At 42.2% G+C, this 24,727-nt stretch carries 24 protein-coding genes, 1 tRNA gene and 1 other annotated feature; of the genes, 15 read left to right on the top strand and 10 right to left on the bottom strand.

Annotation, left to right across the window (positions count from 1 at the left end):
- The first annotated feature begins 19 nt into the window (after positions 1–19).
- From rplS to rplL, 8 genes are all read left to right on the top strand, one after another.
- Entirely contained in the window at positions 20–382 is a 363-nt protein-coding gene (rplS, locus tag IQ274_RS20825) for a 50S ribosomal protein L19 (protein ID WP_012412089.1), read from the top strand.
- A gap of 146 nt (positions 383–528) precedes the next feature.
- A tRNA-Trp gene (locus tag IQ274_RS20820) sits at positions 529–601 on the top strand.
- Positions 602–980: 379 nt separating this feature from the next.
- Positions 981–1,202, top strand: a complete 222-nt coding sequence (secE, locus tag IQ274_RS20815) for a preprotein translocase subunit SecE (RefSeq protein WP_012412090.1) — start codon at positions 981–983, stop codon at positions 1,200–1,202.
- Entirely contained in the window at positions 1,202–1,843 is a 642-nt protein-coding gene (nusG, locus tag IQ274_RS20810) for a transcription termination/antitermination protein NusG (protein ID WP_012412091.1), read from the top strand. Before secE ends, nusG begins: the two co-directional genes overlap by 1 nt.
- Positions 1,844–1,849: 6 nt before the next feature.
- On the top strand, positions 1,850–2,275 hold the full coding sequence (gene rplK, locus IQ274_RS20805) for a 50S ribosomal protein L11 (RefSeq protein ID WP_012412092.1): 426 nt from the start codon (positions 1,850–1,852) through the stop codon (positions 2,273–2,275).
- 99 nt (positions 2,276–2,374) lie between these two features.
- A complete protein-coding gene (rplA, locus tag IQ274_RS20800) occupies positions 2,375–3,088 on the top strand; it encodes a 50S ribosomal protein L1 (RefSeq protein ID WP_012412093.1) in 714 nt (237 codons plus the stop codon).
- A gap of 49 nt (positions 3,089–3,137) precedes the next feature.
- Positions 3,138–3,306, top strand: a sequence feature (ribosomal protein L10 leader region).
- Positions 3,307–3,371: 65 nt separating this feature from the next.
- Complete coding sequence (gene rplJ, locus IQ274_RS20795) at positions 3,372–3,986, top strand: 50S ribosomal protein L10 (protein WP_194143300.1); 615 nt, start codon at positions 3,372–3,374, stop codon at positions 3,984–3,986.
- A 93-nt stretch (positions 3,987–4,079) separates the two neighbouring features.
- The gene (gene rplL, locus IQ274_RS20790; RefSeq protein ID WP_012412095.1) at positions 4,080–4,472 is read left to right on the top strand and encodes a 50S ribosomal protein L7/L12; all 393 of its coding nucleotides are present in this window, start codon (positions 4,080–4,082) and stop codon (positions 4,470–4,472) included.
- A gap of 247 nt (positions 4,473–4,719) precedes the next feature.
- Here the strand turns inward: rplL and IQ274_RS20785 are convergent, their stop codons facing one another.
- Both IQ274_RS20785 and IQ274_RS20780 read right to left on the bottom strand, forming a co-directional pair.
- On the bottom strand, positions 4,720–5,049 hold the full coding sequence (locus IQ274_RS20785; protein ID WP_163932347.1) for a DUF2973 domain-containing protein: 330 nt from the start codon (positions 5,047–5,049) through the stop codon (positions 4,720–4,722).
- A gap of 300 nt (positions 5,050–5,349) precedes the next feature.
- Complete coding sequence (locus IQ274_RS20780) at positions 5,350–5,667, bottom strand: DUF2605 domain-containing protein (protein ID WP_012412097.1); 318 nt, start codon at positions 5,665–5,667, stop codon at positions 5,350–5,352.
- A 242-nt stretch (positions 5,668–5,909) separates the two neighbouring features.
- Here IQ274_RS20780 and IQ274_RS20775 point away from each other — a divergent pair, with 242 nt between their 5' ends.
- From IQ274_RS20775 to IQ274_RS20765, 3 genes are all read left to right on the top strand, one after another.
- Positions 5,910–6,056, top strand: coding sequence for a hypothetical protein (locus IQ274_RS20775; RefSeq protein WP_194143299.1), 147 nt, complete (start codon positions 5,910–5,912; stop codon positions 6,054–6,056).
- Positions 6,057–6,410: 354 nt separating this feature from the next.
- Positions 6,411–8,246 carry a threonine--tRNA ligase gene (thrS, locus tag IQ274_RS20770; RefSeq protein ID WP_194143319.1) on the top strand — a complete coding sequence of 612 codons (1,836 nt, stop codon included), beginning with the start codon at positions 6,411–6,413 and terminating at the stop codon, positions 8,244–8,246.
- A 545-nt stretch (positions 8,247–8,791) separates the two neighbouring features.
- Positions 8,792–9,271, top strand: coding sequence for a hypothetical protein (locus tag IQ274_RS20765; RefSeq protein WP_228058277.1), 480 nt, complete (start codon positions 8,792–8,794; stop codon positions 9,269–9,271).
- A gap of 225 nt (positions 9,272–9,496) precedes the next feature.
- Here IQ274_RS20765 and IQ274_RS20760 read toward each other — a convergent pair whose 3' ends face one another.
- A complete protein-coding gene (locus tag IQ274_RS20760) occupies positions 9,497–12,934 on the bottom strand; it encodes a HEAT repeat domain-containing protein (RefSeq protein WP_194143298.1) in 3,438 nt (1,145 codons plus the stop codon).
- A 340-nt stretch (positions 12,935–13,274) separates the two neighbouring features.
- On the opposite strand from IQ274_RS20760, the gene IQ274_RS20755 reads away from it, so the two are divergent.
- Positions 13,275–14,144 carry a DUF4351 domain-containing protein gene (locus tag IQ274_RS20755; RefSeq protein WP_163932341.1) on the top strand — a complete coding sequence of 290 codons (870 nt, stop codon included), beginning with the start codon at positions 13,275–13,277 and terminating at the stop codon, positions 14,142–14,144.
- Positions 14,145–14,310: 166 nt separating this feature from the next.
- Here IQ274_RS20755 and IQ274_RS20750 read toward each other — a convergent pair whose 3' ends face one another.
- From IQ274_RS20750 to IQ274_RS20735, 4 genes are all read right to left on the bottom strand, one after another.
- Positions 14,311–14,649, bottom strand: a complete 339-nt coding sequence (locus IQ274_RS20750) for a hypothetical protein (RefSeq protein WP_163932338.1) — start codon at positions 14,647–14,649, stop codon at positions 14,311–14,313.
- Positions 14,650–14,885: 236 nt separating this feature from the next.
- Positions 14,886–17,411 carry a sigma 54-interacting transcriptional regulator gene (locus IQ274_RS20745; protein WP_194143297.1) on the bottom strand — a complete coding sequence of 842 codons (2,526 nt, stop codon included), beginning with the start codon at positions 17,409–17,411 and terminating at the stop codon, positions 14,886–14,888.
- 88 nt (positions 17,412–17,499) lie between these two features.
- Complete coding sequence (locus tag IQ274_RS20740; protein ID WP_194143296.1) at positions 17,500–17,943, bottom strand: hypothetical protein; 444 nt, start codon at positions 17,941–17,943, stop codon at positions 17,500–17,502.
- A gap of 9 nt (positions 17,944–17,952) precedes the next feature.
- Positions 17,953–18,426, bottom strand: coding sequence for a hypothetical protein (locus tag IQ274_RS20735; protein ID WP_194143295.1), 474 nt, complete (start codon positions 18,424–18,426; stop codon positions 17,953–17,955).
- A 39-nt stretch (positions 18,427–18,465) separates the two neighbouring features.
- On the opposite strand from IQ274_RS20735, the gene IQ274_RS20730 reads away from it, so the two are divergent.
- Both IQ274_RS20730 and IQ274_RS20725 read left to right on the top strand, forming a co-directional pair.
- Entirely contained in the window at positions 18,466–19,101 is a 636-nt protein-coding gene (locus tag IQ274_RS20730; RefSeq protein WP_194143294.1) for a transaldolase family protein, read from the top strand.
- A gap of 188 nt (positions 19,102–19,289) precedes the next feature.
- Positions 19,290–19,913, top strand: coding sequence for a Uma2 family endonuclease (locus IQ274_RS20725; protein ID WP_322745272.1), 624 nt, complete (start codon positions 19,290–19,292; stop codon positions 19,911–19,913).
- Positions 19,914–19,955: 42 nt separating this feature from the next.
- Here IQ274_RS20725 and IQ274_RS20720 read toward each other — a convergent pair whose 3' ends face one another.
- Together IQ274_RS20720 and IQ274_RS20715 are read right to left on the bottom strand one after the other, a co-directional pair.
- On the bottom strand, positions 19,956–22,154 hold the full coding sequence (locus IQ274_RS20720) for a CHASE2 domain-containing protein (RefSeq protein ID WP_194143293.1): 2,199 nt from the start codon (positions 22,152–22,154) through the stop codon (positions 19,956–19,958).
- A 262-nt stretch (positions 22,155–22,416) separates the two neighbouring features.
- Positions 22,417–22,701 (bottom strand): hypothetical protein, encoded by a 285-nt coding sequence (locus tag IQ274_RS20715; protein WP_163939113.1) that lies wholly within the window; start codon positions 22,699–22,701, stop codon positions 22,417–22,419.
- A gap of 170 nt (positions 22,702–22,871) precedes the next feature.
- Between IQ274_RS20715 and IQ274_RS20710 the strand changes: the two genes are divergently transcribed.
- Positions 22,872–23,099 carry a helix-turn-helix domain-containing protein gene (locus IQ274_RS20710; RefSeq protein WP_163939115.1) on the top strand — a complete coding sequence of 76 codons (228 nt, stop codon included), beginning with the start codon at positions 22,872–22,874 and terminating at the stop codon, positions 23,097–23,099.
- 484 nt (positions 23,100–23,583) lie between these two features.
- On the opposite strand, the gene IQ274_RS20705 is transcribed toward IQ274_RS20710, so the two are convergent.
- Positions 23,584–24,672: a sulfonate ABC transporter substrate-binding protein gene (locus tag IQ274_RS20705; protein WP_163928637.1), complete on the bottom strand. Its 1,089-nt coding sequence runs from the start codon at positions 24,670–24,672 to the stop codon at positions 23,584–23,586.
- Positions 24,673–24,727: the final 55 nt, after the last annotated feature.

Below are 24,727 nucleotides of genomic sequence, written 5' to 3'. Positions count from 1 at the left end.
GCAGACAGACAGAAAGACTATGAGCGCTCAAGAGATTATCCGCTCCATTGAAGCGGAACAGCTAAAATCAAATTTGCCCGACATTTATGTGGGCGACACCGTAAAAGTAGGAGTGAAAATTAAAGAAGGCGAAAAATACCGGGTACAACCCTACGAAGGAGTAGTAATTGCCAAACGCAATGGTGGCATCAACGAAACTATTACAGTCCGTAAGGTTTTTCAAGGTGTAGGCGTTGAGCGCGTATTTCTGTTGCATTCTCCCCGGATTGACAGCATCAAGGTATTACGTCGCGGTAAAGTCCGCCGTGCTAAACTGTATTATCTCCGCGATCGCGTAGGTAAGGCAACCCGGATTAAGCAACGGTTTGACCGCCCTTTGTGATTCGTGCTTCTTTCATTATGGGAGAAATCTCAAGCGGCATCTGCCGCTAACTTGTTTTCTCACCGAAATTGAAGTATGATAGAAATCGCGTGTTGCGTTAAGCTAAAATTTAGTTCAGCGCAATAAGTAAATAAAAAACAGCTTGTGCGCTCTTAGTTCAGTTGGTAGAACGCAGGTCTCCAAAACCTGATGTCGGGGGTTCAAGTCCTCCAGGGCGCGCTCAAGAGCAAAAAATAAAGCCCGAAATAATTACGCAACTGCTATATTAGCAGTTAGTGATAATAATTTCGGGTAAACTTATTGTATTTGCAGTTGTTTTGCTTTCAATTAAGTAAAATAGAGTCGAAACTGTAAAACTGGAAGAACAAATTTTAGATTTTAAATTTTAGATTTTGGTGAAGCAGCCCGGTCTTCTCTACGAAACGCTTCGCTAAGGGGTTTTCCCCCATGAGTGACTGCTGAACCCGAAGGAGTTGACAAAAAATTCAAAATAAATGCACAACCCAGAATCTGAAGTTAAGTACCTTTGCCTTAAAGCATAGGGTAAATCTAAAACCCAAAATCCAAAATTGAGTAAGAAACCGGGGGATAAAGGGTCGTGGCCAAAAAAAGTGAAGCAGAATTGCCAGAAAACACAAATGGTTTTAGCTTAGGCAACTTCATACAGGGAACCAAAGAAGAACTTGACAAAGTAGTTTGGCCCAGTCGGAAGCAGATAGTGAGCGAATCCGCCGCTGTGTTGTTAATGGTGGCACTCTCCGCATCTTTGATATACTTGGTCGATGGATTGTTTGGTTGGGCAGCAAAACAGGTGTTCTGATGACTTTTGCAACAGACGAACCTCGCAACTCCACGTTGCAGTCGGAGGAAACAGGAGAAACAGCAGAAGCAGCGTCAAAAGAAGCACGCTGGTATGCTGTACAAGTAGCTTCAGGCTGTGAAAAGCGTGTAAAGACTAACTTGGAGCAACGCATTCAAACTTTTGATGTAGCTGACAAAATTATCCAGGTAGAAATTCCGCAAACGCCAGCGGTGAAAATCCGCAAAGATGGCAGTCGCCAGCATACAGAAGAAAAAGTTTTTCCTGGCTATGTGCTGGTGCGGATGATGATGGATGATGATACCTGGCAGGTGGTACGAAACACCTCTCATGTAATTAACTTTGTTGGTTCAGAACAAAAACGTGGTAGCAGCAAGGGTCGCGGTCATGTCCACCCGATACCACTGAGTTCTTCGGAAGTTGAACGCATATTCAAACAAACCAGCGAACAAGAAGCTGTTGTCAAAATTGACATGGCTACTGGTGATAAGATAATGGTGCTTTCTGGTCCATTTAAAGACTTTGAAGGCGAGGTAATTGAAGTGTCTCCAGAACGGAGTAAACTTAAAGCCTTGCTCTCAATTTTCGGCAGGGATACACCAGTAGAATTGGAATTTAATCAGGTAGAGAAACAGAGTTAAATACAAATGGCGAAGAAAGTAGTGGCGGTCATTAAACTGGCCCTGAATGCTGGAAAAGCCAACCCAGCACCGCCAGTTGGGCCCGCCTTGGGTCAACATGGCGTTAACATCATGATGTTCTGCAAGGAGTACAACGCCAAAACAGCAGACCAAGCTGGAATGGTGATACCTGTAGAAATTTCGGTTTTTGAAGACCGGAGTTTTACGTTTGTACTCAAAACGCCACCAGCATCAGTGCTGATTCGGAAGGCGGCAAAAGTTGAAAAAGGCTCGAATGAACCCAACAAAAAGAAGGTTGGGTCAATTACTAAAGCCCAATTGCAAGAAATCGCCCAAACGAAACTCCCCGACCTCAATGCCAACGACATTGACGCGGCAATGAAGATTGTGGCAGGAACGGCTAAGAATATGGGTATAACAGTCAAAGATTAGTCATTGGTCATTAGTCATTAGTGAAAGACGAAGGACAAAGGACAAATAAAAAATTATCGGGGGAGAGGCGAGGCTTCGGAATTACCCCAGGAGAAAAAAATGGCAAAAATATCGCGTCGTTTGCAGACGCTACAAGCAAAAGTAGAAGACAAGGATTATCATCCTTTAGAAGCTTTAGCCCTTCTCAAAGACACAGCAACAGCTAAATTCGTTGAAGCTGCGGAAGCGCATATCCGGTTGGGAATTGACCCCAAATATACAGACCAACAGTTGCGAACAACCGTAGCACTGCCTAAAGGCACAGGACAAATTGTTCGGGTGGCAGTGATAGCCAGAGGCGAAAAGGTAAACGAAGCCAGCAACGCTGGGGCTGATATAGTCGGGTCAGAAGAACTGATTGACGAAATCCAGAAAGGTAGAATGGATTTTGACAAGCTGATTGCCACACCAGATGTGATGCCACAGGTGGCAAAGCTGGGTAAGTTGCTAGGTCCCCGTGGTTTGATGCCATCGCCCAAAGGTGGAACCGTAACATTTGATATAGCAAGTGCGATCGCAGAATTCAAAGCTGGTAAATTAGAATTCCGAGCTGACAGAACTGGTATCGTTCATGTTATGTTTGGTAAGACAACCTTCTCGCCTGAAGATTTATTAGTCAACCTGAAGGCATTGCAGGAGACGATTGACCGTAACCGTCCTTCAGGAGCTAAAGGTCGTTATTGGCGCACATTTTATGTGTCAGCCACAATGGGGCCATCGATTAAAATTGATGTCACTGCCCTACGAGATTTAAAACTGAGCGAAGTAGGTTAATTTTTAGTCATTAGTCATTTGTAAAGACAAAGGACAAATGACTAATCATAAAATCGAATAGGCAAAGCCGGAGACAGCAGGTGCTAATAGCTTAAATATCCTGCCGAGGTTAAAACTCTAATTGTCAAAATTACCACCCCTAAAAGTGTGATAACTATGGCATCACGAGTCTTAATACTCAACCCCGGCTAATTTAACCGGGGTTTGTTGTTTGGGTTTTCAGGTTTAAAAGAAACGTACAAGTAGGGCACTTCCCCGATTATTTTAAGGAGGTGAGATTGGAATGGGTAGAACACTAGAAAATAAAAAAGAAATAGTAGCTGACCTCAAAGAAACTTTGAGTGAGTCAACTCTGGCACTGGTAATTGACTATCAGGGGCTAACAGTTTCGGAAATCACAGACTTACGGCGGCGGCTACGTCCTAGTGGCACTGTTTGTAAGGTGACGAAGAACACCCTGATGGGCATTGCTATTGAAGGTGATGAGAAATGGCAGCCTTTGTCGGAATTGCTCAATGGTTCTTCCGCTTTTTTGCTGGTAAAAGATGATTTTTCATCGGCAATTAAGGCATACCAAGAATTCCAAAAAGTTACCAAGAAGACAGAACTTCGTGGTGGTGTCCTGGAAGGTCGTCTACTCAAAGAACCTGATGTCAAGGTACTAGGAGACTTGCCATCTAAGGAACAACTCATCGCGCAAATTGCTGGGGCTATCAACGCCTTGGCTACCAAGATTGCTGTGGGTATCAACGAAGTTCCTGGCTCACTGGCTCGTGCTTTGAAGGCTGTGGCCGACCAAGAACAAAGTGGTGGTAGCACCGAAACTGCTGCTGTACAAGATAGCAGCGCCCAAACCGCTACTGAAAATGATAGCAGTACTGAACCTGCTGCTGAATAAACTTTGTGGTTCATCAGTCAAAAGTCAAAAGTCTATAGTTAAAGACTAATGACCCATGACAAATAAATAATCAAAATTACAGGAGTTATATCAATGTCTGCTGCAACCGATCAAATTTTAGAACAACTAAAAACCCTTTCTTTGCTGGAAGCTTCTGAGCTAGTCAAGCAAATTGAAGAAGCTTTTGGCGTAAGTGCTGCTGCACCTGTTGGCGGTATGATGATGATGGCTGGCCCTGGTGGTGCTGCACCGGCTGAAGAAGCTGTTGAGCAAACTGAGTTTGAAGTGATTCTCGATTCAGTCCCAGCTGATAAGAAGATTGCTGTGCTGAAGATTGTCCGCGAATTGACCGGTTTGGGTCTGAAAGAAGCAAAAGACTTGGTAGAAGCTGCACCCAAGGCAGTTAAAGAAGGTATTGCTAAGGATGCTGCTGAAGATGCTAAGAAGCGCATCGAAGAAGCTGGCGGTAAAGTGACTATTAAGTAGTCACAATTATATTACCAATCTTTATATTAAGGAGTCTGAGTCAGGCTCCTTTTTTTATCGAAACATAATTCAGACTTGTAACCGAAAAATCGTTAGAACTCTGCCAAGTGTAAAAGATAATGTTAATTTAGCAGCCGATTGATGCGATCGCGCTTTACATTCAAGGATGGTAATAAATTTCTATTTAAAGAAGGGTTAAGGATGTAAAACAATCATAATTTACACCCAAACTCCTAAGTCCTAAATTTTATGCTTCTTCTGAATTTTCACTCTTACGTCCTGGGGATGCTTCGTAAAGTGCATCTAGATGTTGACGCGCATCTTCAACGTTAATCGAACGCATTACCAAAAGCGGCTCTTTAATTAAGTTACCCGCACTATCTAATAACTCTGGATGAGGTACAAACTGTTTTTTTGATGAATAATAACCGTATTTACCTTGATTATTTATTGGTGAGGAATTCGTTGGGTAAGTTCGCTCGCGATCAAAACTGAACATGATCAGGTTACGAATTAAGTTGCCAACAGCCATAAATGCAAGGATTGTAAAAGCAAGAATGTAAAGCAGGTGTAACATTAGATTTTCCTCCAGAACAACAATTTTTAAAACTTTATTTTGTAACGCTTTGTTTCGCCGACACTGTGACTCACAGTTAAGATGACTATTTTACGCACTTTTGTGCGCTTACATTTATATGAAGCTATTTGTCAACCGTTATTTTACTTACGGTAGCATAGGATACATTATCTTGTTAATCCAAATAATGTTAAGAAATTGTTAAGCTTTTTGTACTATCTCTTTGATGACTGGTTTAGCATCTTGTCGTTAGACATTAGCTAAATAGTCTGCGGAAATTTAACAGATGCTCCCATCTATTTAGACTTCACGCTCTTGACGAAAGCGCATTGCAACATTCCAGCATTCTGTTACTAATTGATGCCAAGGCATTAACGTTGCCATATCAATTCCGACTTGTTTATCGGTAGCAGCAAATAGCATTTTGGCCGTACTTAGTTCTTCTTGCGCTTGTTTAACACGTAAGAGCAAATCAGATTGTTCTTGGTCACTCATAAATGATAGCTGCTCAGTTTCGAGTAAATGGCGCGATCGCGTAAACCAATGCTGAAAATCTTCTAGCAGTGGTTCTAAAACCGTTTTCAGCAACTCAGTCCCTGGTAAATTTGAGTCTGACATAAATAAGAAGGATTTTTCCAACTTTCTTACTAATATTAACGTTATTTACGTTTCTTAATATTCTTTTTATTTATTCTAATCTACTAATTTCGGTAAATGTAAAATAAATGTAACAAATAGTACAGATTTTATTATATAGTCTTGCTAATGGGTCTGTACAGTTCCTTTGGAGAGACCGTATATATATATATCGAATGGGGGAGTAGCTGACACCGAGTTGCAATTCATAAGATAATTTAGCGATGTCTACGACGGGCTACGCCTACGCCTGGAATCCTGAATTTAATACTCAGCTACCCGATCAAAAATTTATCGAAACAGAATTCAGGAGTCAGGAGCCAGAATGGGCTAAACGCCCCGCTTCCGCTAACAGAATGAATTTTGTGTGACTGGCGGATAGCGCAGCGTAAAGCCTTCTCTACGAGAGGCTGCGCCAACGGCATGGCTTCGCTTAGAGCGAGTCTGCGAGCGTCTGAATCAAGGGGTTTAAGACCCCGACTAAATCGAAGATTTAGTGGTCTTCATCAGTGGCGAGTCTGAATCCCCCACTGATAGCGTAGCGTTAGCGAGTCCGCGAGCGTCTTGATTCTGAATTCTTCTTCAACTTTATCCCTGACGAAAATTAATTCGGTAGTTGGAAGATAAAGCTGAACTGGCAAAAACCAAAGTCGCTATAGTTGAGTAAGCCTACAGATTCAGATAAATCACCTTTTGTAATCACTTCGCCAACGGTTCAGCAGCCAATGTCGCCAAATTCATCAAATCAATCACAACAGTCAGAACAAGTTGAAAAAATCTATTTACCGCGTACCAGCGAATCGGAGAACTTAAAAAAGATTCGTCACACTGCTTCCCATGTAATGGCAATGGCGGTACAAAAGCTGTTTCCCAAGGCGCAAGTTACAATCGGCCCTTGGATAGAAAACGGTTTTTACTATGACTTCGACAGTCCAGAACCATTTAGCGAAAATGATCTCAAAGCCATCAAAAAAGAGATGGCGAAGATTATCAATCGCAAATTGCCAGTAATTCGGGAAGAAGTCAGCCGCGAAGAAGCCGCACGCCGGATTCAGGAAATTAACGAACCTTATAAGCTAGAAATTCTGGGAGATATCAAACAGGAACCAATCACCATTTACCACCTGGGGAATGAATGGTGGGATTTGTGCGCGGGGCCTCATCTGGAAAATATCAGTGAATTAAACCCGAAAGCAATTGAATTAGAAAGTGTTGCGGGCGCTTATTGGCGTGGGGATGAAACTAAAGCCCAATTACAGCGCATCTACGCCACCGCTTGGGAAAGTCCAGAACAACTGGCTGAATATAAGCGGCGTAAAGAAGAAGCGCTACGGCGAGATCATCGGAAACTTGGGAAAGAACTGGGATTATTTATATTCTCTGATTTAGTAGGGCCGGGTTTACCTTTGTGGACACCAAAGGGTACTTTGTTGCGGAGTACCTTAGAAGACTTCCTCAAGCAAGAACAATTAAAACGGGGTTACTTATCTGTAGTAACACCTCACATTGCCAGAGTAGATTTATTTAAAACCTCTGGACATTGGCAGAAATATAAAGAAGATATGTTCCCCTTAATGGCAGATGATCAAGAAGCTGCTGCACAGGAACAGGGCTTCGTTATGAAGCCAATGAACTGCCCCTTCCATATCCAAATATATAAGAGTGAGTTACGCTCTTATCGAGAACTACCAATGCGCCTGGCGGAATTTGGTACTGTTTACCGCTACGAACAATCAGGCGAATTAGGCGGTTTAACGCGGGTGCGCGGTTTTACTGTAGATGATTCTCACCTGTTCGTTACTCCAGAACAGCTAGATAGCGAATTCCTCAGTGTGGTGGATTTGATTTTGTCGGTGTTCAATAAGCTGCAACTGAAGAACTTTAAAGCTAGACTCAGTTTCCGCGATCCTGCTAGCGATAAGTACATCGGTTCTGATGAAGTTTGGGACAAAGCCGAAGGTGCGATTCGCCGTGCAGTTGAAACTTTGGGGATGGAACACTTTGAAGGGATTGGAGAAGCGGCTTTTTATGGCCCCAAACTTGACTTTATCTTTAGTGATGCCCTAGATCGGGAGTGGCAATTAGGAACTGTGCAGGTAGATTACAATTTGCCTGAACGCTTTGAGTTGGAATACGTCGCTGAAGATGGGGTTCGCAAACGTCCAGTGATGATTCACCGTGCGCCTTTTGGTTCGCTGGAAAGGTTAATTGGGATCTTAATTGAAGAATATGCAGGTGATTTTCCTTTGTGGTTAGCGCCTGTGCAAGCTAGATTACTACCTGTGGGTGATACACAGCTAGACTTTGCGAAAGATGTGGTAGCGAAGATGAGAGCCTTGGGCATCCGTGCAGAAGTTGATACCAGTGGCGATCGCTTGGGTAAACAAATTCGCAATGCAGAGAAAGAAAAAATACCCGTAATGGCTGTGGTGGGGGCGAAAGAAGTGGAAACCAACACCTTGAGTATCCGTACCCGCCCCTCCGTGGACTTGGGAGTTATCCCTGTCGATGAGGTAGTGGAAAAGATGAAAGATGCGATCGCTAAGTTCGAAAATTTCTAAAATCTAACCGCAGACGCACACTGATTATAATTAGTGTGCGTTTTTTTGCCTGGATTGCAGCATTGGCTAACTGGTAGGTTTCGCAATTTATCGCTCATGTAGAGACGCGATTTATCACGTCTTGAAAGACCAATTATCTACACCAATAACCTTTAACCCAAGCGTAGTGAGATATAAGGCAATACGCTTTAAGCGCCACTTGTACAAAATCGTGGGTTTTGAGACGCGATAAATCGCCGTCTCTACAAGTGTTTTGGTAAGGGTGCGATCACGTTCTACTTGTAAGCTGAAACCCTAATTTTCTCGTTGACGGAGATAAAAGGTGGATTCATCCAATTCAAATACTCATTTTAATTTTAACTTTTCATGGGATTTGAAAGGTCAAAAAGTATTACAGACAACAAAAGTTTTCTCAATCACCGCACCCAAGAAAACTTTCTGATTTATTCAAGACTGATAGCATAGATTTAAAGACTTGTGGAATCTGCTCATCCTAAACAGACTAGACTTGCATAAATTAATGTCAATAATTTTTGACTAACATTATGAACCGCTTTACCTCTATTTTGCTGGCTGGCTTGATAGCATCTGCATCAGCTTTGGCTATTTCTCCAAAAGCTGAGGCTAATACACCAGCGTCTTATCTTATTGAGTTAGATAGCTACGGCTATCAACGCAACGATGATGGTAACTACGAACGTCATAGTCGTCACTACAGAAATGGTGATTATGACCGCCAGAACGGCCTTCGCAACATTCGTGGCAACGATCGCCGTTATGACCGCGATAACGATCACCGCTTTGACCGCGATAACGGTCGCCGCTTTGACCGCGATAACGGTCGCCGTTATGACCGCGATAATGGTCGCCGCTTTGACCGCGATAATAACCGCCGCTTTGACCGCGATAATAATCGCCGATATGACCGCGATAATGATCGCCGATATGACCGCGACAATAACCTTCGTAACATTCGTGATAATAACTTTCGCTATGAGCGCGATCGCAACTGGGGACGTGATTAATCCTTCCGCCGATCTATCAAGTTAAAAAGGCGGTTATAAACCGCGTCTACACAAACAAAATCCGCCTCCGTGGGTTCCAGATAAGGGGCTTAAGCCCCTTGTTTCCTTAATTCGCGTTGGCGGAATCCCATGATTCATAAATTGTCTCTACAGCCTGTAGTTTTGCGTAAGTCCTAAAGAATTGACCCTCAGCCTAGAAGTCTCTTTCTTAATTACGAATTAATATCACGCTCTTGGCCGCAACAATTGCACGAAGGTATCACTCACAGTATGGTCTTTGGTATCGGCGGCGTATTGAACTAATTTTTCCTTCAGTTCTTTGGCTGCATCTAACGGGAGTAAGGTTGCTAGCAAAAAGTAGACACCACGAAAACGGGGGTCGTCCATGTGGTCAAGGAGACGATTTTTAGCTTCCTCACTCTCGCCGAGAAAGTTTTGCACCAAAAAGAAATCCATAATCTTATCGTGGCGGAAGTACCATTCTCTCTTGGCTTCGCCTTTTTCGTCTTGCCACTGACGGCTGACAACCATTTTATATTTATCGTCTGACAATGACTGTAATACCTGGTAAAATTCATCCGCAGGTAATGCTTGCTCATCATTCAGCCGCATTTGATAGACTGCATCGGAGAATTTTTTTAGCGGAAATTCCTGGTTCCACTCTTGCAAATATTCTCTTGCCATCAATTGATATTGATGTTGTTGCAAGTGAAACAAATCGGGGTATTCGCCTTGGGATAGCATCAGCGCTACCACAGTTAAATCCATTGGATTAGAGAGAACCTTCTCAATCGCGCTTAATTCTTGTGGTGATTGCTGATTAGTGAGAGCTTTGGTTAAAAAACTAGCAGTGGCTTGCTCATAATTAGTACCTTGAACTTTGGCATTTTTGGGCAATCGTGGCTGACGGGAAATCAGAAATTCCTGAATTTGTGGTTCCTCAAGGGGGAGCAATTTATATATTTTGGCGGTTGAGGGTGGTGTCCACTCTAGCGGTTGGGTGGTCATGATGATGTTACCCCGGAAATAGCTTTCGGCAAACTGACAGATTTTTGCTCTGGTGTCGGCAGTAACTTCATTGAGTCCATCAATGCAAATATCTAATGCACCACTGTAAATTAAATTCTTGAGAAAATCAGCATCTTGTGCTTGTCCGTGTAGCTTGGCTTGAATTGCCTCAATTACCCCTTTGTCACACTTATGTGCAGGTAGATAAACCACAAGCCGCCCAGAAGTTTTTACTAAATAGCGCAGATACATAGACTTACCCAAGCCAGAATCACCTTCCAAGATGACTTGTCCTTTGATGTTAGGTAGCGCTTGGGTAATTGGTACGGGTTCATCTACACCGGGAACTTTCACTTTAGAATTGGGGAAGTAAGCTTCGGGGTTAAAACTATCTAACCCGGCATCGGCTAGTAGGGAAGGCTTGAAGGGTTCAAATAACTTTTCGCGGAAAAAGGGAACCCAGGTGAGAATTAAGCCGACGTAGCCGACACCGAGAATGCGCCTTACCCAAGGATTCCAGAAGAAGATGGCTTGAACTTGGGGAAATTTGGGATAAGCGAAGATGAGGGCTAGCCAAAAGGCAGCATGAATCAAAATAGTAGTTCTGGCGTTGAACAACCACTGCCAAGTTTTGAGGTTAACTATTACTGATTGCAGCGAATCAGCTTCGTTGTATCCGGCGTTTTTGAGGTTGTTGTAGTGAGTTTCTAAAATAACAATATCTTGTGGTTGCCAAGAGACTTTTCTCGCAACTACAGCAATTTGCTTTGCTAAGTCTTCGCGTAATCGTGTTAAACCTTGGCTGGGTTCCCAGACTTGGGCAAAGATTTTGAGAGTTTTATCACCTTGATTGTGACTTAATTGACGAGGAATCGTTTTGGTGTTAGCAAAACTCAGCCATGTAAGCAGCGTTTTGACTTCATTAGTGCCGCCACCCAGGAAATAGCTTAAAAACCGCCACTGTTCAAATTCTGATTGACCTGCGTAATAAATGCTATCTATAATTACAACGATATTATTCAGGTTGAGCTGTTCTATCTTTCCCAATGCATAAGCTGCACTGTAACGAACTTCGAAGTCAACGGTTTTATCCTTGAGGAGGTCGAGGATGTCTTTGACGTAGGGTTTGGCAGCCTCCCCCAGATTTCCCAATGCATAAGCTGCACCGGAACGGACATTTGAGTCAACAGTTTTATCCTTAAGGATATCAGCAATATCTTTGACGTAGGGTTTGACAGCCTCCCCCAGATTTCCCAATGCATAAGCTGCACTGTAACGAACTTCGGAGTCAACAGTTTTATCCTTGAGGATGTCAGCGATGTCTTTGACGTAGGGTTTGGCAGCCTCCCCCAGATTTCCCAACACGTTCGCTGCACCGTAACGAAAATAGGAGTCAACAGTTTTATCCTTGAAGAGGTTGAGGATGTTTTTGACGTAGGGTTTGTCAGCCTCCCCTAGTTTTCCCAAGGCCTCTGCTGCACTGGAACGAACATCGGTGCCATTGATGATTCTAATATTAGAAGTATCATTCAGGAAAAAGTTGAGGATGTCTTTGACATAGGGTTTGGCAGCTTCCCCCAGATTTCCCAATGCCACTGCTGCATTGTAACGAAGAGAATAATCAAAGGTTTTATCTTTGAGGATGTCAGCAATATCTTTGACATAGGGTTTGGCAGTCTGCCCCAGATTTCCCAATGCCTCTGCTGCACTGGAACGAACATTTGAGTCAACGTTTTTATCCTTGAGGAAGTCAGCGATATCTTTGACGTAGGGTTTGGCAACTTCTCCCAGATTTCCCAATACCTCTGCTGCACTGGAACGAACAAGTGAGCTAACGGTTTTATCCTTGAGGATGTCAGCGATGTCTTTGACGTAGGGTTTGGCGGCCTCCCCCAGATTTCCCAATGCCTCTGCTGCACTGTAACGAACAAGTGAGCTAACAGTTTTATCCTTGAGGAGGTCGAGGATGTCTTTGACGTAGGGTTTGGCAGCCTCCTCCAAATTTCCTAATACCTCTGCTGCAATGGAGCGTACATCGGAGTCAACAGTTTTATCTTTGAGGATGTCGAGGATGTCTTTGATGTAGAGTTTGGCAGCCTCCCCCATATTTCCTAATGCCTTTGCTGCACTGGAACGAACATTTGAGTCAACGTTTTTATCCGTGAGGAAGTCGAGGATGTCTTTGACGTAGGGTTTGGCAACTTCTCCCAGATTTCCCAATGCCACTGCTGCACCGTAACGAACATTTGAGTCAACGTTTTTATCCTTGAGGAAGTCGAGGATATCTTTGACGTAGGGTTTGGCAACTTCTCCCAGATTTCCCAATGCCACTGCTACACTGGAACGAACATTTGAGTCAACAGTTTTATCCTTGAGGATTTTGGCAGCTTTCAGTGCAATATCCTCTGGTTTGTGAACCACCAATTTCAAATTTTTTAGATCGTATTCATTGAATTTTTCAAAAGCGAGTTTCTTTACTCCGTTATGCCCATCATCAAGGGCAGCTACGATACCGTTAATCTGCCATGCTTCTGGTTTGGGCTTGGGCGGTTCTTTCGCGCTTACCCAAGGTAGCGCGAGGAGGAGTGTCAACAGCAGGATAAAGGGAAAAAGGAAAAAGGGCGACGATCGCTTTTTAATTATGTGCAAATACATTTGTATAATTCGTAATTCGTAATTCGTAATTCGTAATTTTTTTAGAAATAAAGGCTGTTTCTGCCCTTTCTTTAGTAGAAAAAGAGAAGGGAGTTAGGTTTTTTACTAGTCAATCAGGAACCGCTACAGTTATCTTTTTACCGTCTGATAACTCAACCTAGCTAAAAATGGAATATTAATGTAAATACTACAGGTACAGGAATTTAAAAAGATACACCCAAAGTATAATAATGAGCTATCCTGAGCGATGGTGCGTAGGCGTAGCCCATCGTAGACATCGCCTACTCAAACCACTGCACCAGATAATAACAATACCTAGTTCAATTGTTAGCGATCGCTAATGTCTTTTGATAACCTCTGCAAACTACTGTCCGAAAAACATCCTGCTACCTTTGCCAGTTGGGTTTTGGGTACACCACAAACAAGCGTCACAGTTCTCAAAACCGAATTGAGCATTGAACCGATTCGTGCTGATTACGTCACATTCCTACAGCTACAAGGACGCATTCTGCATCTAGAATTTCAAACCAAACTAGAATCTACGCCACCCCTACCCCTGCGGATGCTAGATTACTGGGTACGCTTGTATCGTTTGTATCGTCTACCAATAACGCAAGTTGTCGTATTACTGCTTCCCCCTGCACCAGGAACAGTAATTGAAACTGTCTTCTGTGTCGAAACTACCCGTCATGAATATCGCGTGATTCGTTTATGGGAAGAAAATCCTGAACTATTCCTCAATGAGCCCGCTTTGTTACCATTAGCACCACTGGCGGCAACCACGCAACCCCAAGCTTTGTTGCAACAAGTTGTGGTCAAAGTTAATCAACTTGAGCCAAGACAACGACCAGAAATTTCCGCGTATACCCAAATCTTAGCGGGGTTAAAATACAATCAAGACTTGATTCGACAATTATTTCGGGAGGGTATGATGCGCGAGTCAGTGATTTATCAAGAAATTCTCGCTGAAGGTGAACAACGCGGCGAACAACGAGGAGAACTAAGAGGACGAAAAGCAGAAGGGCAATTACTCATTCTCCGTCAACTTACTCGACGGGTGGGAGAATTACCCCAAGAGATGCTAGACCGGATTGAAACTCTCTCTTTAGAACAATTAGAAAATCTTGGTGAAGCATTGTTGGATTTTCAGGCGATCGCGGATTTAGAAACCTGGTTTGGTACATTAGACGTAGGAGTGAAAATAACGTAGGTACAATTTATGAATTATGCCTACCAAGGATTTCGGGCAACGCATAATTAATTTCACTCCTATGTCTATTAGATGAATTTTTCCATTTGAGCCAATGTCTGATGGCACTAGGGGAAAAAATAGTTTCAGAAGAACGAAAGCGAGTTGAGCTAGTCAGATTGCCATATTAGAGTTCAATTAACTTGAATCCCCAAGGTTTGAGAGCCGCTAAAGCTATTTCTTCATTTACACCCTCATAAGCTTCCCATTCCAACGGGTGTTCTTTAGGATGTCCGTCGCCGACATTACCTGCAACTTTAATTATCGGACAGTTGGCAATGCGATCGCGCTCTAGCCCTTTTGGGACTACTAGTTGGACTTTGTGACCAATAAATTTGGCTGTACTTTCTTCAGCAATCGATTCACGGATTAAACAAATATCACCAGCTGTCCCCCAAGTAGTTTGGTAGATGTGGAGGAATGATATATAAGGTGCTGGTTTGATGGATCTTTTTAGAACATGCATTATCTGTAATCCTTACACTATGAATCAAAAATCATAAATCATATAAGTATTTTCTATCACGTTCGTAGGGAAGAAGAATGTTTTTAACTCACTTTTTGCACTTAGTCTAAGTGATTAGAGACTTCTTGGTGGAATATAGTGGTTTTCTAGTCATAATACAGACCTAACCCCCAGCCCCTTCCCTTGTAGGGAAGGGGAGCAAGATCAGAGTGGAATGGCATACAAAGGAGCGATTGCTAGAACACGATAATTGCCCATAAACTAGCTGCCAAAGCGATCGCGGCTAGGTGTTGCCCAAGGAGGGATTTCACTGGTTGCTTGGCAATTTTTTGAGTTAATAACATAGTCATTAACACTGATAAAATTATCGTTGCACCTTGCAAAAAAGCAATCACAGCCGGGTGAGCAACCAATATTGGCAATTGTTCTCCACTCAAACCAAGAGTAGCAAAGGTAACAGGTAAAATCCGCCCGCCTTCGCCTAAGCCCAAACGCAAATAGTGAGCCAAGTTTCCGCCCAACACCAATGGTAAATAGCCATAAGCAAGTTCTACAAATGATTTTGGCTTTCGGTTAAAGTTCAACAATTTCAGCAAGCCATAAGCTCCAAAGGTAAAAATCGCTGGGATAATTAACACTAGCAGCGATAATCCGAAGTGCTGCCAAAACTGAGTTAAATCCAGTTGTAAACCCAACCAAGATTGTAATTCTGGCAAGCGATGCAGATATATCCCACCCAACAGCAAAAACAATAATGCTACTTCATAAGTGCGGGGTACATGAGTTGTCCACAATTCAATTCCAGGGGGACGCAAGTTGAATTCAACGGAACGATGGGGACAGGCTTTCAGGCAAGTCATGCACAATACGCAATCTCTGTTATCTTCTAACTGCGCGGGGTGGGAGTATAAAGGACATCCATTAGTCTCCATCCCTTCGCCCTTTTGCGGCCCACCTTTATAGCACTGATACGTCGTGCAACTGGCAGAACATATTCCTTGCTGGGCGCGGAGTTCTGTCATTGAGAGTTTGGCAAATAAACCATTCATCCCACCAATGGGGCAGAGATATCGACACCAAAACCGCCGCTCAAAAATGGCAGAGAAAATCATCGCCCCGGCGGTAATTAACAGCAGCAAACAAGCGCTAAGGTAAGCGGTATTTTCTAAATGCCAGAGTTCTTCCCATAAGAAAATTAGGGTGAATAAACCAAACATGAACCATCCGCCCCATTTTTCAGCTTGCTGTCTTGGCCAGCGTTTGAGTTGTCGTGGCCACAGCCAGAGAGATAACTTTTGGGTAATTTCGCCGTAAATCATGAAAGGACAAACAGAACACCAGATGCGTCCCAAAAAGGGAAAGAGAAATAAGAAGAATGGCCACCACCAAGCCCAAAATAGATTTAAGACGAAATTGCGATCGCGGGTTTGTGGCCCAATAAATAATATTGCAACGATGATTGCAAAAGCCGTTGCAGTAAAACCATAGTTAATGCGATCGGGCCACCAAGGACTACGTAAAAACCGCCGCAAACTAGGATAGGCATTTAACAGATTTACTCGAAATCGTTTTTTCTTAGTTTCGGCTGGCCAGAAAATTTCTTCTGTTAATTCATCAGTACCCTCAGCTTGCACGATCGCTCTTTCAACCAGATTTTTCAGTTCTTTGAGGTTCCCAGGAAAATCATAAGACTGGAGGCGACGCAAAGCTTCTGGGGTAATATGCGGTTTCGGAACGCCTCTAGAGCGAATGTAGAGACTAGTATAATATTCAACCTGCGCCTGAATATCAGCTTTCCGCACCCTTAGCGGCGGTACTTTAATAATATGACCAATACAGCGTTCAATTGTCGGCTGAGTTTTTTCTGAAACAATCAGAATTCTGGCTTTACTGGGGCGAGGTTCGGGTGCTGTTTCTCCAGAACGACTGACGGGGGTATACATGCCAGTTTTGAGCAACTGCGTCACGGTAGGTAATAATTCTTCGGGTAATTCTTGGATGTTGTTGAGAACTAAAGTACCTTCTCCCAACCATTCCAACAGTCCTGGTTTACCACCGGCTCGACCAAATAAGTCTGCGCCGCTAGTTTGCAGAATACCGCAATTTACTTTAATGATTGGTTCTCGCCGTTTTGGAGAACCAAAGTGGATGAGGGCTGCTATGTTATCTTTTTCTAGCCCTGGTTCTCCGAAAATATCCACTGATTTGCGGTCAGCAGCCGCTTCTCGAATTTGCTCCCGCAACCTCACAGCATAGCGACTTGTACCGACAATACCCCGTTGGGCTTTGGTAACTAAATATGGCCGCAAAGCTACAGAACGTTCTTGTTCATAGCCAAGTGCAGATGTTGCCTGAGCTAGTTCTTGAGCCAATTGACGCGAAAAAGCCTGAGCAATTTCGGGGTATTGGGTGACTAATTTCCGAAATTTATCAGCAGGTACAACCCACAAATGACATTCAGTTACTGTAGTAATTGTGAATGGAGTTAATTCTTCCAGCAGCAATTCTTTGAGTTCAATCACTGCTCCGGGAAGGAATCCACAAGCTAAGGCTGGGTTGCTTTGATTGGTGCTATTGCTTTCGAGCTGACCTTCTACAAGAATATAAAGGGCTTCTGGAGAATTGCCTTCACTAACCAAGTCAGTTTCGGCTGGTACAACTTGTTCTTCAATTACTTGTGCGATCGCATTTAACACTTCATCAGAGAGAATTCCTAAACTGGTGCGTTCTTGTAGCCATATAACCGTTTCTGGAGATGTCATCTTAAGTTCTCCGTGTAGGCTGTTATGTATAACAAGGATTAATTATCCCTTGAAAGCTGGTTAAAGAATTCATAATTTAGAACGAAGTTCAGATTGGACTACACTTTACCTTTTCCCTTAATTTCTCCAGTAAGTTCCAAGACCTATTTTCATTCTCAGAGATAAACAGAGGAAGCCAGTAGACTGCTTTCTCGATCAACCTATTACTATCATTATTTAAATCTTCAATTAATTTTACTACTGACTTAAATCCCAGTTTAGGAATTGCAAAATCTAACCATAATTTAATAGATTGAGCATTGGATTCTAAAACTCCATAGCTAAACATTTTTGTAACATAATCTTTTTTATGCAAGACCTTCTTTGCAATTACAATAGTAACAAGGCTTTTTTGTTCAACCATGATCTTGATAATTTCATATACTGCAACTTCTGGTATTGATTTCAGATAATCTAAAATTACCTTTTCCTCCTGAGAAGTTAAGGATCTATAAGTACTAATCTGTATTAATTGTTGAACACGAGCATTCATAAGTTATTGTCAAAATCCATAAGGTATGAAAAGGTTTAATGGCAAACCAGCGTTACCTGCTGAATTAGCTGATGGTTTGTAGTGACCAGAAACATTATTCCAATATTTAATTTGACCTTTATTATTTTTATTATGACCAAAGCGAATTTGACCTGCAAAGTCAACGTTGTTACCTCTTGCAATATCAATATGACTTCCCAAACTAAATTTTTGCCTTGCTATATATATCTGGCCTCTCTGTACTACAAAATTATACTCTCCATTAGGTGTAAACACTTTTTTGTGAGGTGTTTTATATCTCCACTTCTTGCCATCAAAGAAAAGTTCATTACGTCGAATATAAATAGGAATATCTTCGGGATATAGATTCGGAAAATATTCTACTCCTGAACTACCTCCTGATGGCAGTCCTGAATCAATAGTATGCCAAGGGCTAGGAAATAGTGCAGAATATTTTGGTACGTAAGAAAGTCTAAGTTGCACATCTGGTAAATTAATTTTAACAATCGATTCAGGAAAATTATGGCACTATATCTAGACTCAGCGATCGCATCTGAAGCCGAAGTTGTTCAGCTTTGGGGATGGGTGAAAGGCATTACCACAAATCCCACGCTGTTGTCTCAAAGCGATACTCCACCAGAAACCACGCTCAAAAATTTGGTTGCCTTGACCTCTGGCCCGTTATACTATCAACTTGTAGCATCTGATAAAGCTGGGATGCTAGCTGAAGGTAGAAAAGCTTTCAAGATTATTGGTTCACAAACAATTTTGAAGATTCCCGCAACACCGTTAGGTTTTGAAGTGGTGGCGAGTCTATCCTCAGAAATTACCTGTTCAGTGACAGCAATTTACAGTGCAGCACAAGCAGCAGTAGCACGGGAAGCAGGAGCTAAAATTGCCATAGCTTATGTAAATCGAGCTACGCGGTTGTTAGGTGACGGTATTGCCTTAGTGCGGGATATGGCTAGCGTCCTCAAAGGCAGTGATACAGAGATTTTGGCAGCTAGTATCAAATCTCCTGAAGAAGCAGCCGCATCATTGCAAGCCGGGGCCCATCATTTGACTTTACCATTGGCAATGTTGCAAGCGATCGCAACTCATGAATTTTCACAGAAAACTGTTGAAGAATTCGCTAAAGGAGGCATTGGTTTAAGATAATTCGTAATTCGTAATGGGCTAACGCCCCGCTCCGCTAACGTAATTCGTAATTAAATATGAGTTGGTCAGATATTCCTAATCTTTGGGTTCCTCTAGCACTTTTAGGTTTAATTATTGTCGCTGCTGTATTTTTTAGTCGTAGCAATTGATTACTAAAGTATTACAGTTGAAGTGGAGGTATTAGCTCTATGTTCGCTGTTGTCACACCCGATACAATCCATTTGCCCCCAGGCACAGTAGTACGCCTACCCGGAAGTTGGCAAGATTATCAAGCACTGAATAAACAACTAGGCGATCGCTCTTCGCCTCGTATCAAGTATCGAGATGGAGAAATTCTCTTGATGGCACCACTACCAGAACATGGGCGTAAAGTAAGTGTAATTGCAGATGTAGTAAAAGTTTTGCTCGATCATCTGGGGCGAGAATACGAGGCATTTACCCCAATCACAATGGAACTACCACAGGAAAGTGGTATAGAACCAGACTACTGTTTTTATATTGAAAACTGGCAGGCAATTGCAGGTAAAGATCGCATCAATTGGGGTGTTGATCCATCTCCCGATTTGGTGGTAGAGATAGACATCACCAGCTACACCGATGTAAATGACTACCTGCCTTATCGAGTACCAGAAGTTTGGTTGTTCAGGAAGAACCAGCTTGTAATTTACAGATTGCAAGGCGATGTCTACACTGTTGAAAGCAGTAGCCGTTATTTCCCTAATATCAATGTGTCAGAGATAGTCACAGAGTGTTTAAAAATTGCCTACGAGCGTAATACTAGCCCGCAATTCGGGAATTACGACGGAAGTTGACGAGTGAGAGTTAAAATTCCTACCTTGCGATGCTTGCTAGGACTACATACGTTTTAAATCTTGTAAAACTGCGGCGGCTGATTGATAGCGATCGCTAAAATGATAGCAAACCATTTTATCTAAAATGACCGCCAATTCTTCCCTGACTGGCACTGTATGCCGCCACATCACATTCCCCGTTTCTGGATCTGGATGGAGTTCTTGCGGTGGTATTCCAGTTATGGCTTGAATACCAATCATTCCTAAAGCGTAAATGTCACTACATAGGCGGGGATGACCGGCAAATTGTTCTGGAGGTGCATAACCCCGCGTCCCAATGGCTACTGTAGCTAATTCTGTTTGCTCGCTAGTCGGGGGTTGCATCAATTTGACTGCACCAAAGTCAATCAATACCAGCCGATTATCTTGATCGCATCGAATTATATTAGTTGGTTTGATATCACGATGAATCACTCGATGCTGGTGAACAAATTCTAGAACTTCTAAAACTTGCTTTAACATCTCTATGACAAATGATTCGCTTTGCACATCCTGAACAGGTGGTAATTCTTCACTTAAAGTATGTCCTTCGATATATTGTTGAATTAAATAGAATTCTTGGTCATCTTCAAAATAAGCAAGTAGTTCAGGAATCTGATGATGTTTACCCAAAGATTCTAATATCTCAGCTTCACTATGAAACAACCTGCGAGCAACTTGCAAAAATCGTGTATCTTGACGGGCTGGCATTAACTTTTTAACTACACAAGTAGGATTACCCGGTCGTTGAGTATCCTGTGCTAAATAAGTTCGACCAAATCCACCTGAACCAAGAACTTGAGAGATTTTGTAGCGTCCACCCAAAAGCAAATTACCTGATTTTATTTCTGGTGAATCAATTGGGAGAGGAAAACCAAGAGACGAATCGGGAATTGCGGTTTTGTCTTCTAAGAGTATATTTAATTGTGCGATCGCTTCTTGTTGTTTTTCAACTTGCAGAATAATCACCTGAGTTTGTCGCTGATTTTGGTAACTGGTATAAGCAATCACACAAATACTACTAACAACCAAAGTAAGAGCAGAGGGAATTAAAGGCACCCATCCAGCCTGCAAAAACAAACCAATGCAGATTCCTACTAACCCAAGTAGAGTTGTTCCTCCCACCACTAGCAACAGCAACGGATTTTGCCATCGCCATACGATAATTCCACCTAAAAGCGACCAGCACCACATCCAAATAAATTCTGCCCAGTCGGGCCAATACCAAATTAGAGGTCGCCCATCCAACACTGTACTGATGAGTTGACTTGCTATCTGTGCATGAATAAACAGAGCAGGCATTCTGGCTGGTTGATCTGGCAAAGTACTGTAGGGTGTATAAAATCCGCCTGGAGGTAAATTAGCCGCAGTAGTGCCGATAATTACAAGACGGTCTTTGAATAAACTGGAGTTAACTTGACCACTGAGGACTTGCGTAAGGGTTACTTGATCGGCAAAACTGTTAGGGTGACGATAATTTAATAATATTTGATAGCCATCTGTATCCAGATGTTGATAGCTACCGGAATTAGGTTGTAAACGTGGAAAGAGGATTTTACCTAACTGTAATTCTTTTTTATTAGTAAACTTGTATTCAATACCTTGTTTCTCTAGATAATTAATTCCTATTAGCGCCCCAAAAGCAAATGATGTTGTACATTTATTGTCTGTAGAGTAAGCAAATAACAAACTACGACGGAGAATTTGGTCGTTTTCATTGTCAGAAACGACATCGCTAAACCCAACATTATCTATAGGAAAATTGGGTGGTGGTGGAATTTCATCTCTACCCAAACTGCTGAACAAACAAGTGCTGACGATGTTATCTTGATTTTGGAAATTAATAGCCAAATTGTTGTTTTCTGGTTGGAAAAGATATAAACCAACAACTCGCGGTTGATAAGACTCGATTTTTTTTAATAGCTGATTGATTGTCCGATCTGATAGAGCCCATTTCTCTCGTTTAAGATCGTCGTCAGTGATTTTTACTAGCAAAATCCGCTGATCGGGTGCTTGTGCTGGACGCGATCGCAACATTTCATCATAAACTCTTAACTCCCAAGGCTGTAACCATTTGAGTTCCCGAATTCCCCAGATAAACACGGTAACTCCCGCACTGGTAACTAAAATAATCTGCAACCAGCTTTTGTTCTTGGAAGTTTCACGGGAATCCTGAACTTTGATAAAAGGGACACGGAGTTTTTTTAATAGTCCACTAATCACAGCATTGCGGCAGTAGCCTGAATTGGGTAGATGTTGCAGGCGGAAAAGTTAATTTTCGGACTCTAGGTTAAAAGCTAATTAACCTCAGCTTCTCTATTAATGTAGCAATTTACTTGCTAGTGAGAAATTTTGGCATATTCCTACTCTTAAAGAAAGCTGACACGCAGCATTACCAAAGAAATAAGCGATGTCTACGACAGGCTATGACGCTAGTTAGCTCTTATCCTCTCCCATTGCTCGCCATCGGAGTCGCGCAATAGCACTAATCATCTTTTTGAGATGTTGGAGTATCTTCAACAGCACTGGCAATAGAGAAAGAAATAGGATTAGTAGATGGTGTTAGTGAATCTAACCGGGGTTGTTCGAGCGATGCTTCGATACTCGGCTCGTCAAAATAGGAGCCCACAATCTTATCATAGTTAGAAGCAACAGCTAAAAAAGCGCCACCCAAAATATAGATAGGTAATGGCAGATTAAATTCTTGCAACCAGTCAAATAATTCCGCCAAGGCAAACAGCACTAAAAAGCAAGCAAGCCAAACTCTCATATTTTCTATTTCCTAGATTGGAACAACTCTATTAATAGCTTAAATAGCTTGCATGATAGTTGATGTAGTACATAACGATCAAATTACAACCTTTATAACCATAGATAGGTGCAGTCAGAGTTATAGCATCTGCTATATTGCAATATCTTGTAAAAAAATATATTTAGCCTATGACTGCAATCAAACAGCCAAGCATTGCACTGTTGGTTCGTGAGACTCGGCAGTGCCTCAAATTATCACAGGTAAAATTGGCAACGATGTTAGGGGTTTCATTCCACACTGTAAACCGATGGGAAAATGGACGAACACGACCTTCGCCACTCGCTATGAAACAAATTGAAAAGCTATTATACCAGATGGGAGAACCAGGTGAGGCGCTTTTAACGAAATATTTTTAATGGTAAATGTAACACCAGTAGCATCATAGATGAAGTACTACTACCCCATTCGTGAAAAATTAATGCCAAGCAAGTACTTTCAGCTTAATTTCACAGCCATCTTGCCAAATTATTAGAGCAAGGTAAATTAGTAGAAGCGATCGCTAACTTAATAGCTGAATAAACCTGCCTCTATGTGATTATTGTCGCTTTGTGTGATGCTTCCTAAAAGGGTTACTCTGGTGTACACAGAGATGTGTGTACACCGAAAAGAAAGGTTGGAAGAGAAGTCCTTCCAAAATTATTGAATTTGTGTTCTAAACCTCATCTATATTGAAACCTAGAGTTTTTTAAAAGATATATTTATGTAGGTTGGGTGGAGTGAAACGCAACCCAACATTACCACCTTCCCTATTTATGTTGGGTTACGCTATCGCTGCACCCAACCTACAAAACTACGGTTTTCAAGGTAGACGAGGTTTAGGTATCATAATCTGATTAGTTTCTATTTTTCGCTGATCAATGTTGGTGGAGTAATAGCTGCATATTCTTGGGATGTCAGCAGTGCTTCCTGAACATCAATCTTTTTGGGCAAGATTTTTTCGTTATAAAATAAATCGGCAACATTTTGTTGAGCTTTCATCAATTCTGGGGTAATTCCTTTTAATCGATAATTAGCGCGTCCAGAAATTATTTCTTGAATGGGTAAATCAATTTTAAGTACAGGTGCTATGAGTTTGGCTACTTCTTGACGATTTGCTTCAGCCCATTGACCATTTTTATCAATCTCTTCCAAGATAATCCGAAGTAATTCGGGATTTTCCTTAGCAAACTCCCGTGTTCCTACATAGTATCCGCCTGGAGTACCGATATTTGTCGCATCTCTCAGCACCCGCGCACCGTGGAGTTTTTCTACCAAAGCTAAATGAGGATCGCCAGTTACCCAAACTGGAATAGTGCCCTGAATAAATGCACCACGGGCTTCCACATTGGGCATACTCAAAACTTTAATATCACTGTATTTCAAGCCCACTTCTTCTAAAGCTTTGATGATGAAATAGTGAGAAGCTGAACCTTTTTGAAAGACTACTTTTTGCCCTTTGATTTGCGCTAAACTCTTAATTGGAGAACCTTTAGGAACTACGATCGCACTCCCTTTACCGGAAGTAGCAGTAATTCGTCTACCAGCAAGATAGACAATTCTTGCACCAGCAGCTTGGGCAAAAATAGGAGGAGTTTCTCCAACTGAACCGACATCAATTTTGCCAACATTCATCGCTTCCATAAGTTGCGGCCCTTGGGCAAATTGTGCCCACTCAACTTTAACACCCAAGGATTCTAAACGTTTTTCTAAAACTCCTCTCACTCTCACTAAGTCACCAGAGCTTTGATAACCCATTCGTAGAACTTTTGTTTTCAGAGCAATGGTTTTTGTTGCTGCTGGATCTGCTTTTGGTTCAGTTGCACTATTTGTATTTTCACTGGTCGATGTACAACTAATTAATGTGGTAGATAAAGCCAAAAAGCTAGGCATTACCAACAATGCAAATCTTCTGATAATTGGTGAAGTTTTGATTACCGTATTGCTCAACATTTTTACGACTCCAGGATAAAATAATCTTTACTATCAGGAAAAGATAAACTTTTAA

The sequence above is a fragment of the Nostoc sp. LEGE 12447 genome, from assembly GCF_015206985.1.
Lineage (GTDB): Bacteria > Cyanobacteriota > Cyanobacteriia > Cyanobacteriales > Nostocaceae > Nostoc.
This window is presented reverse-complemented; position numbering and strand designations above follow the sequence as displayed.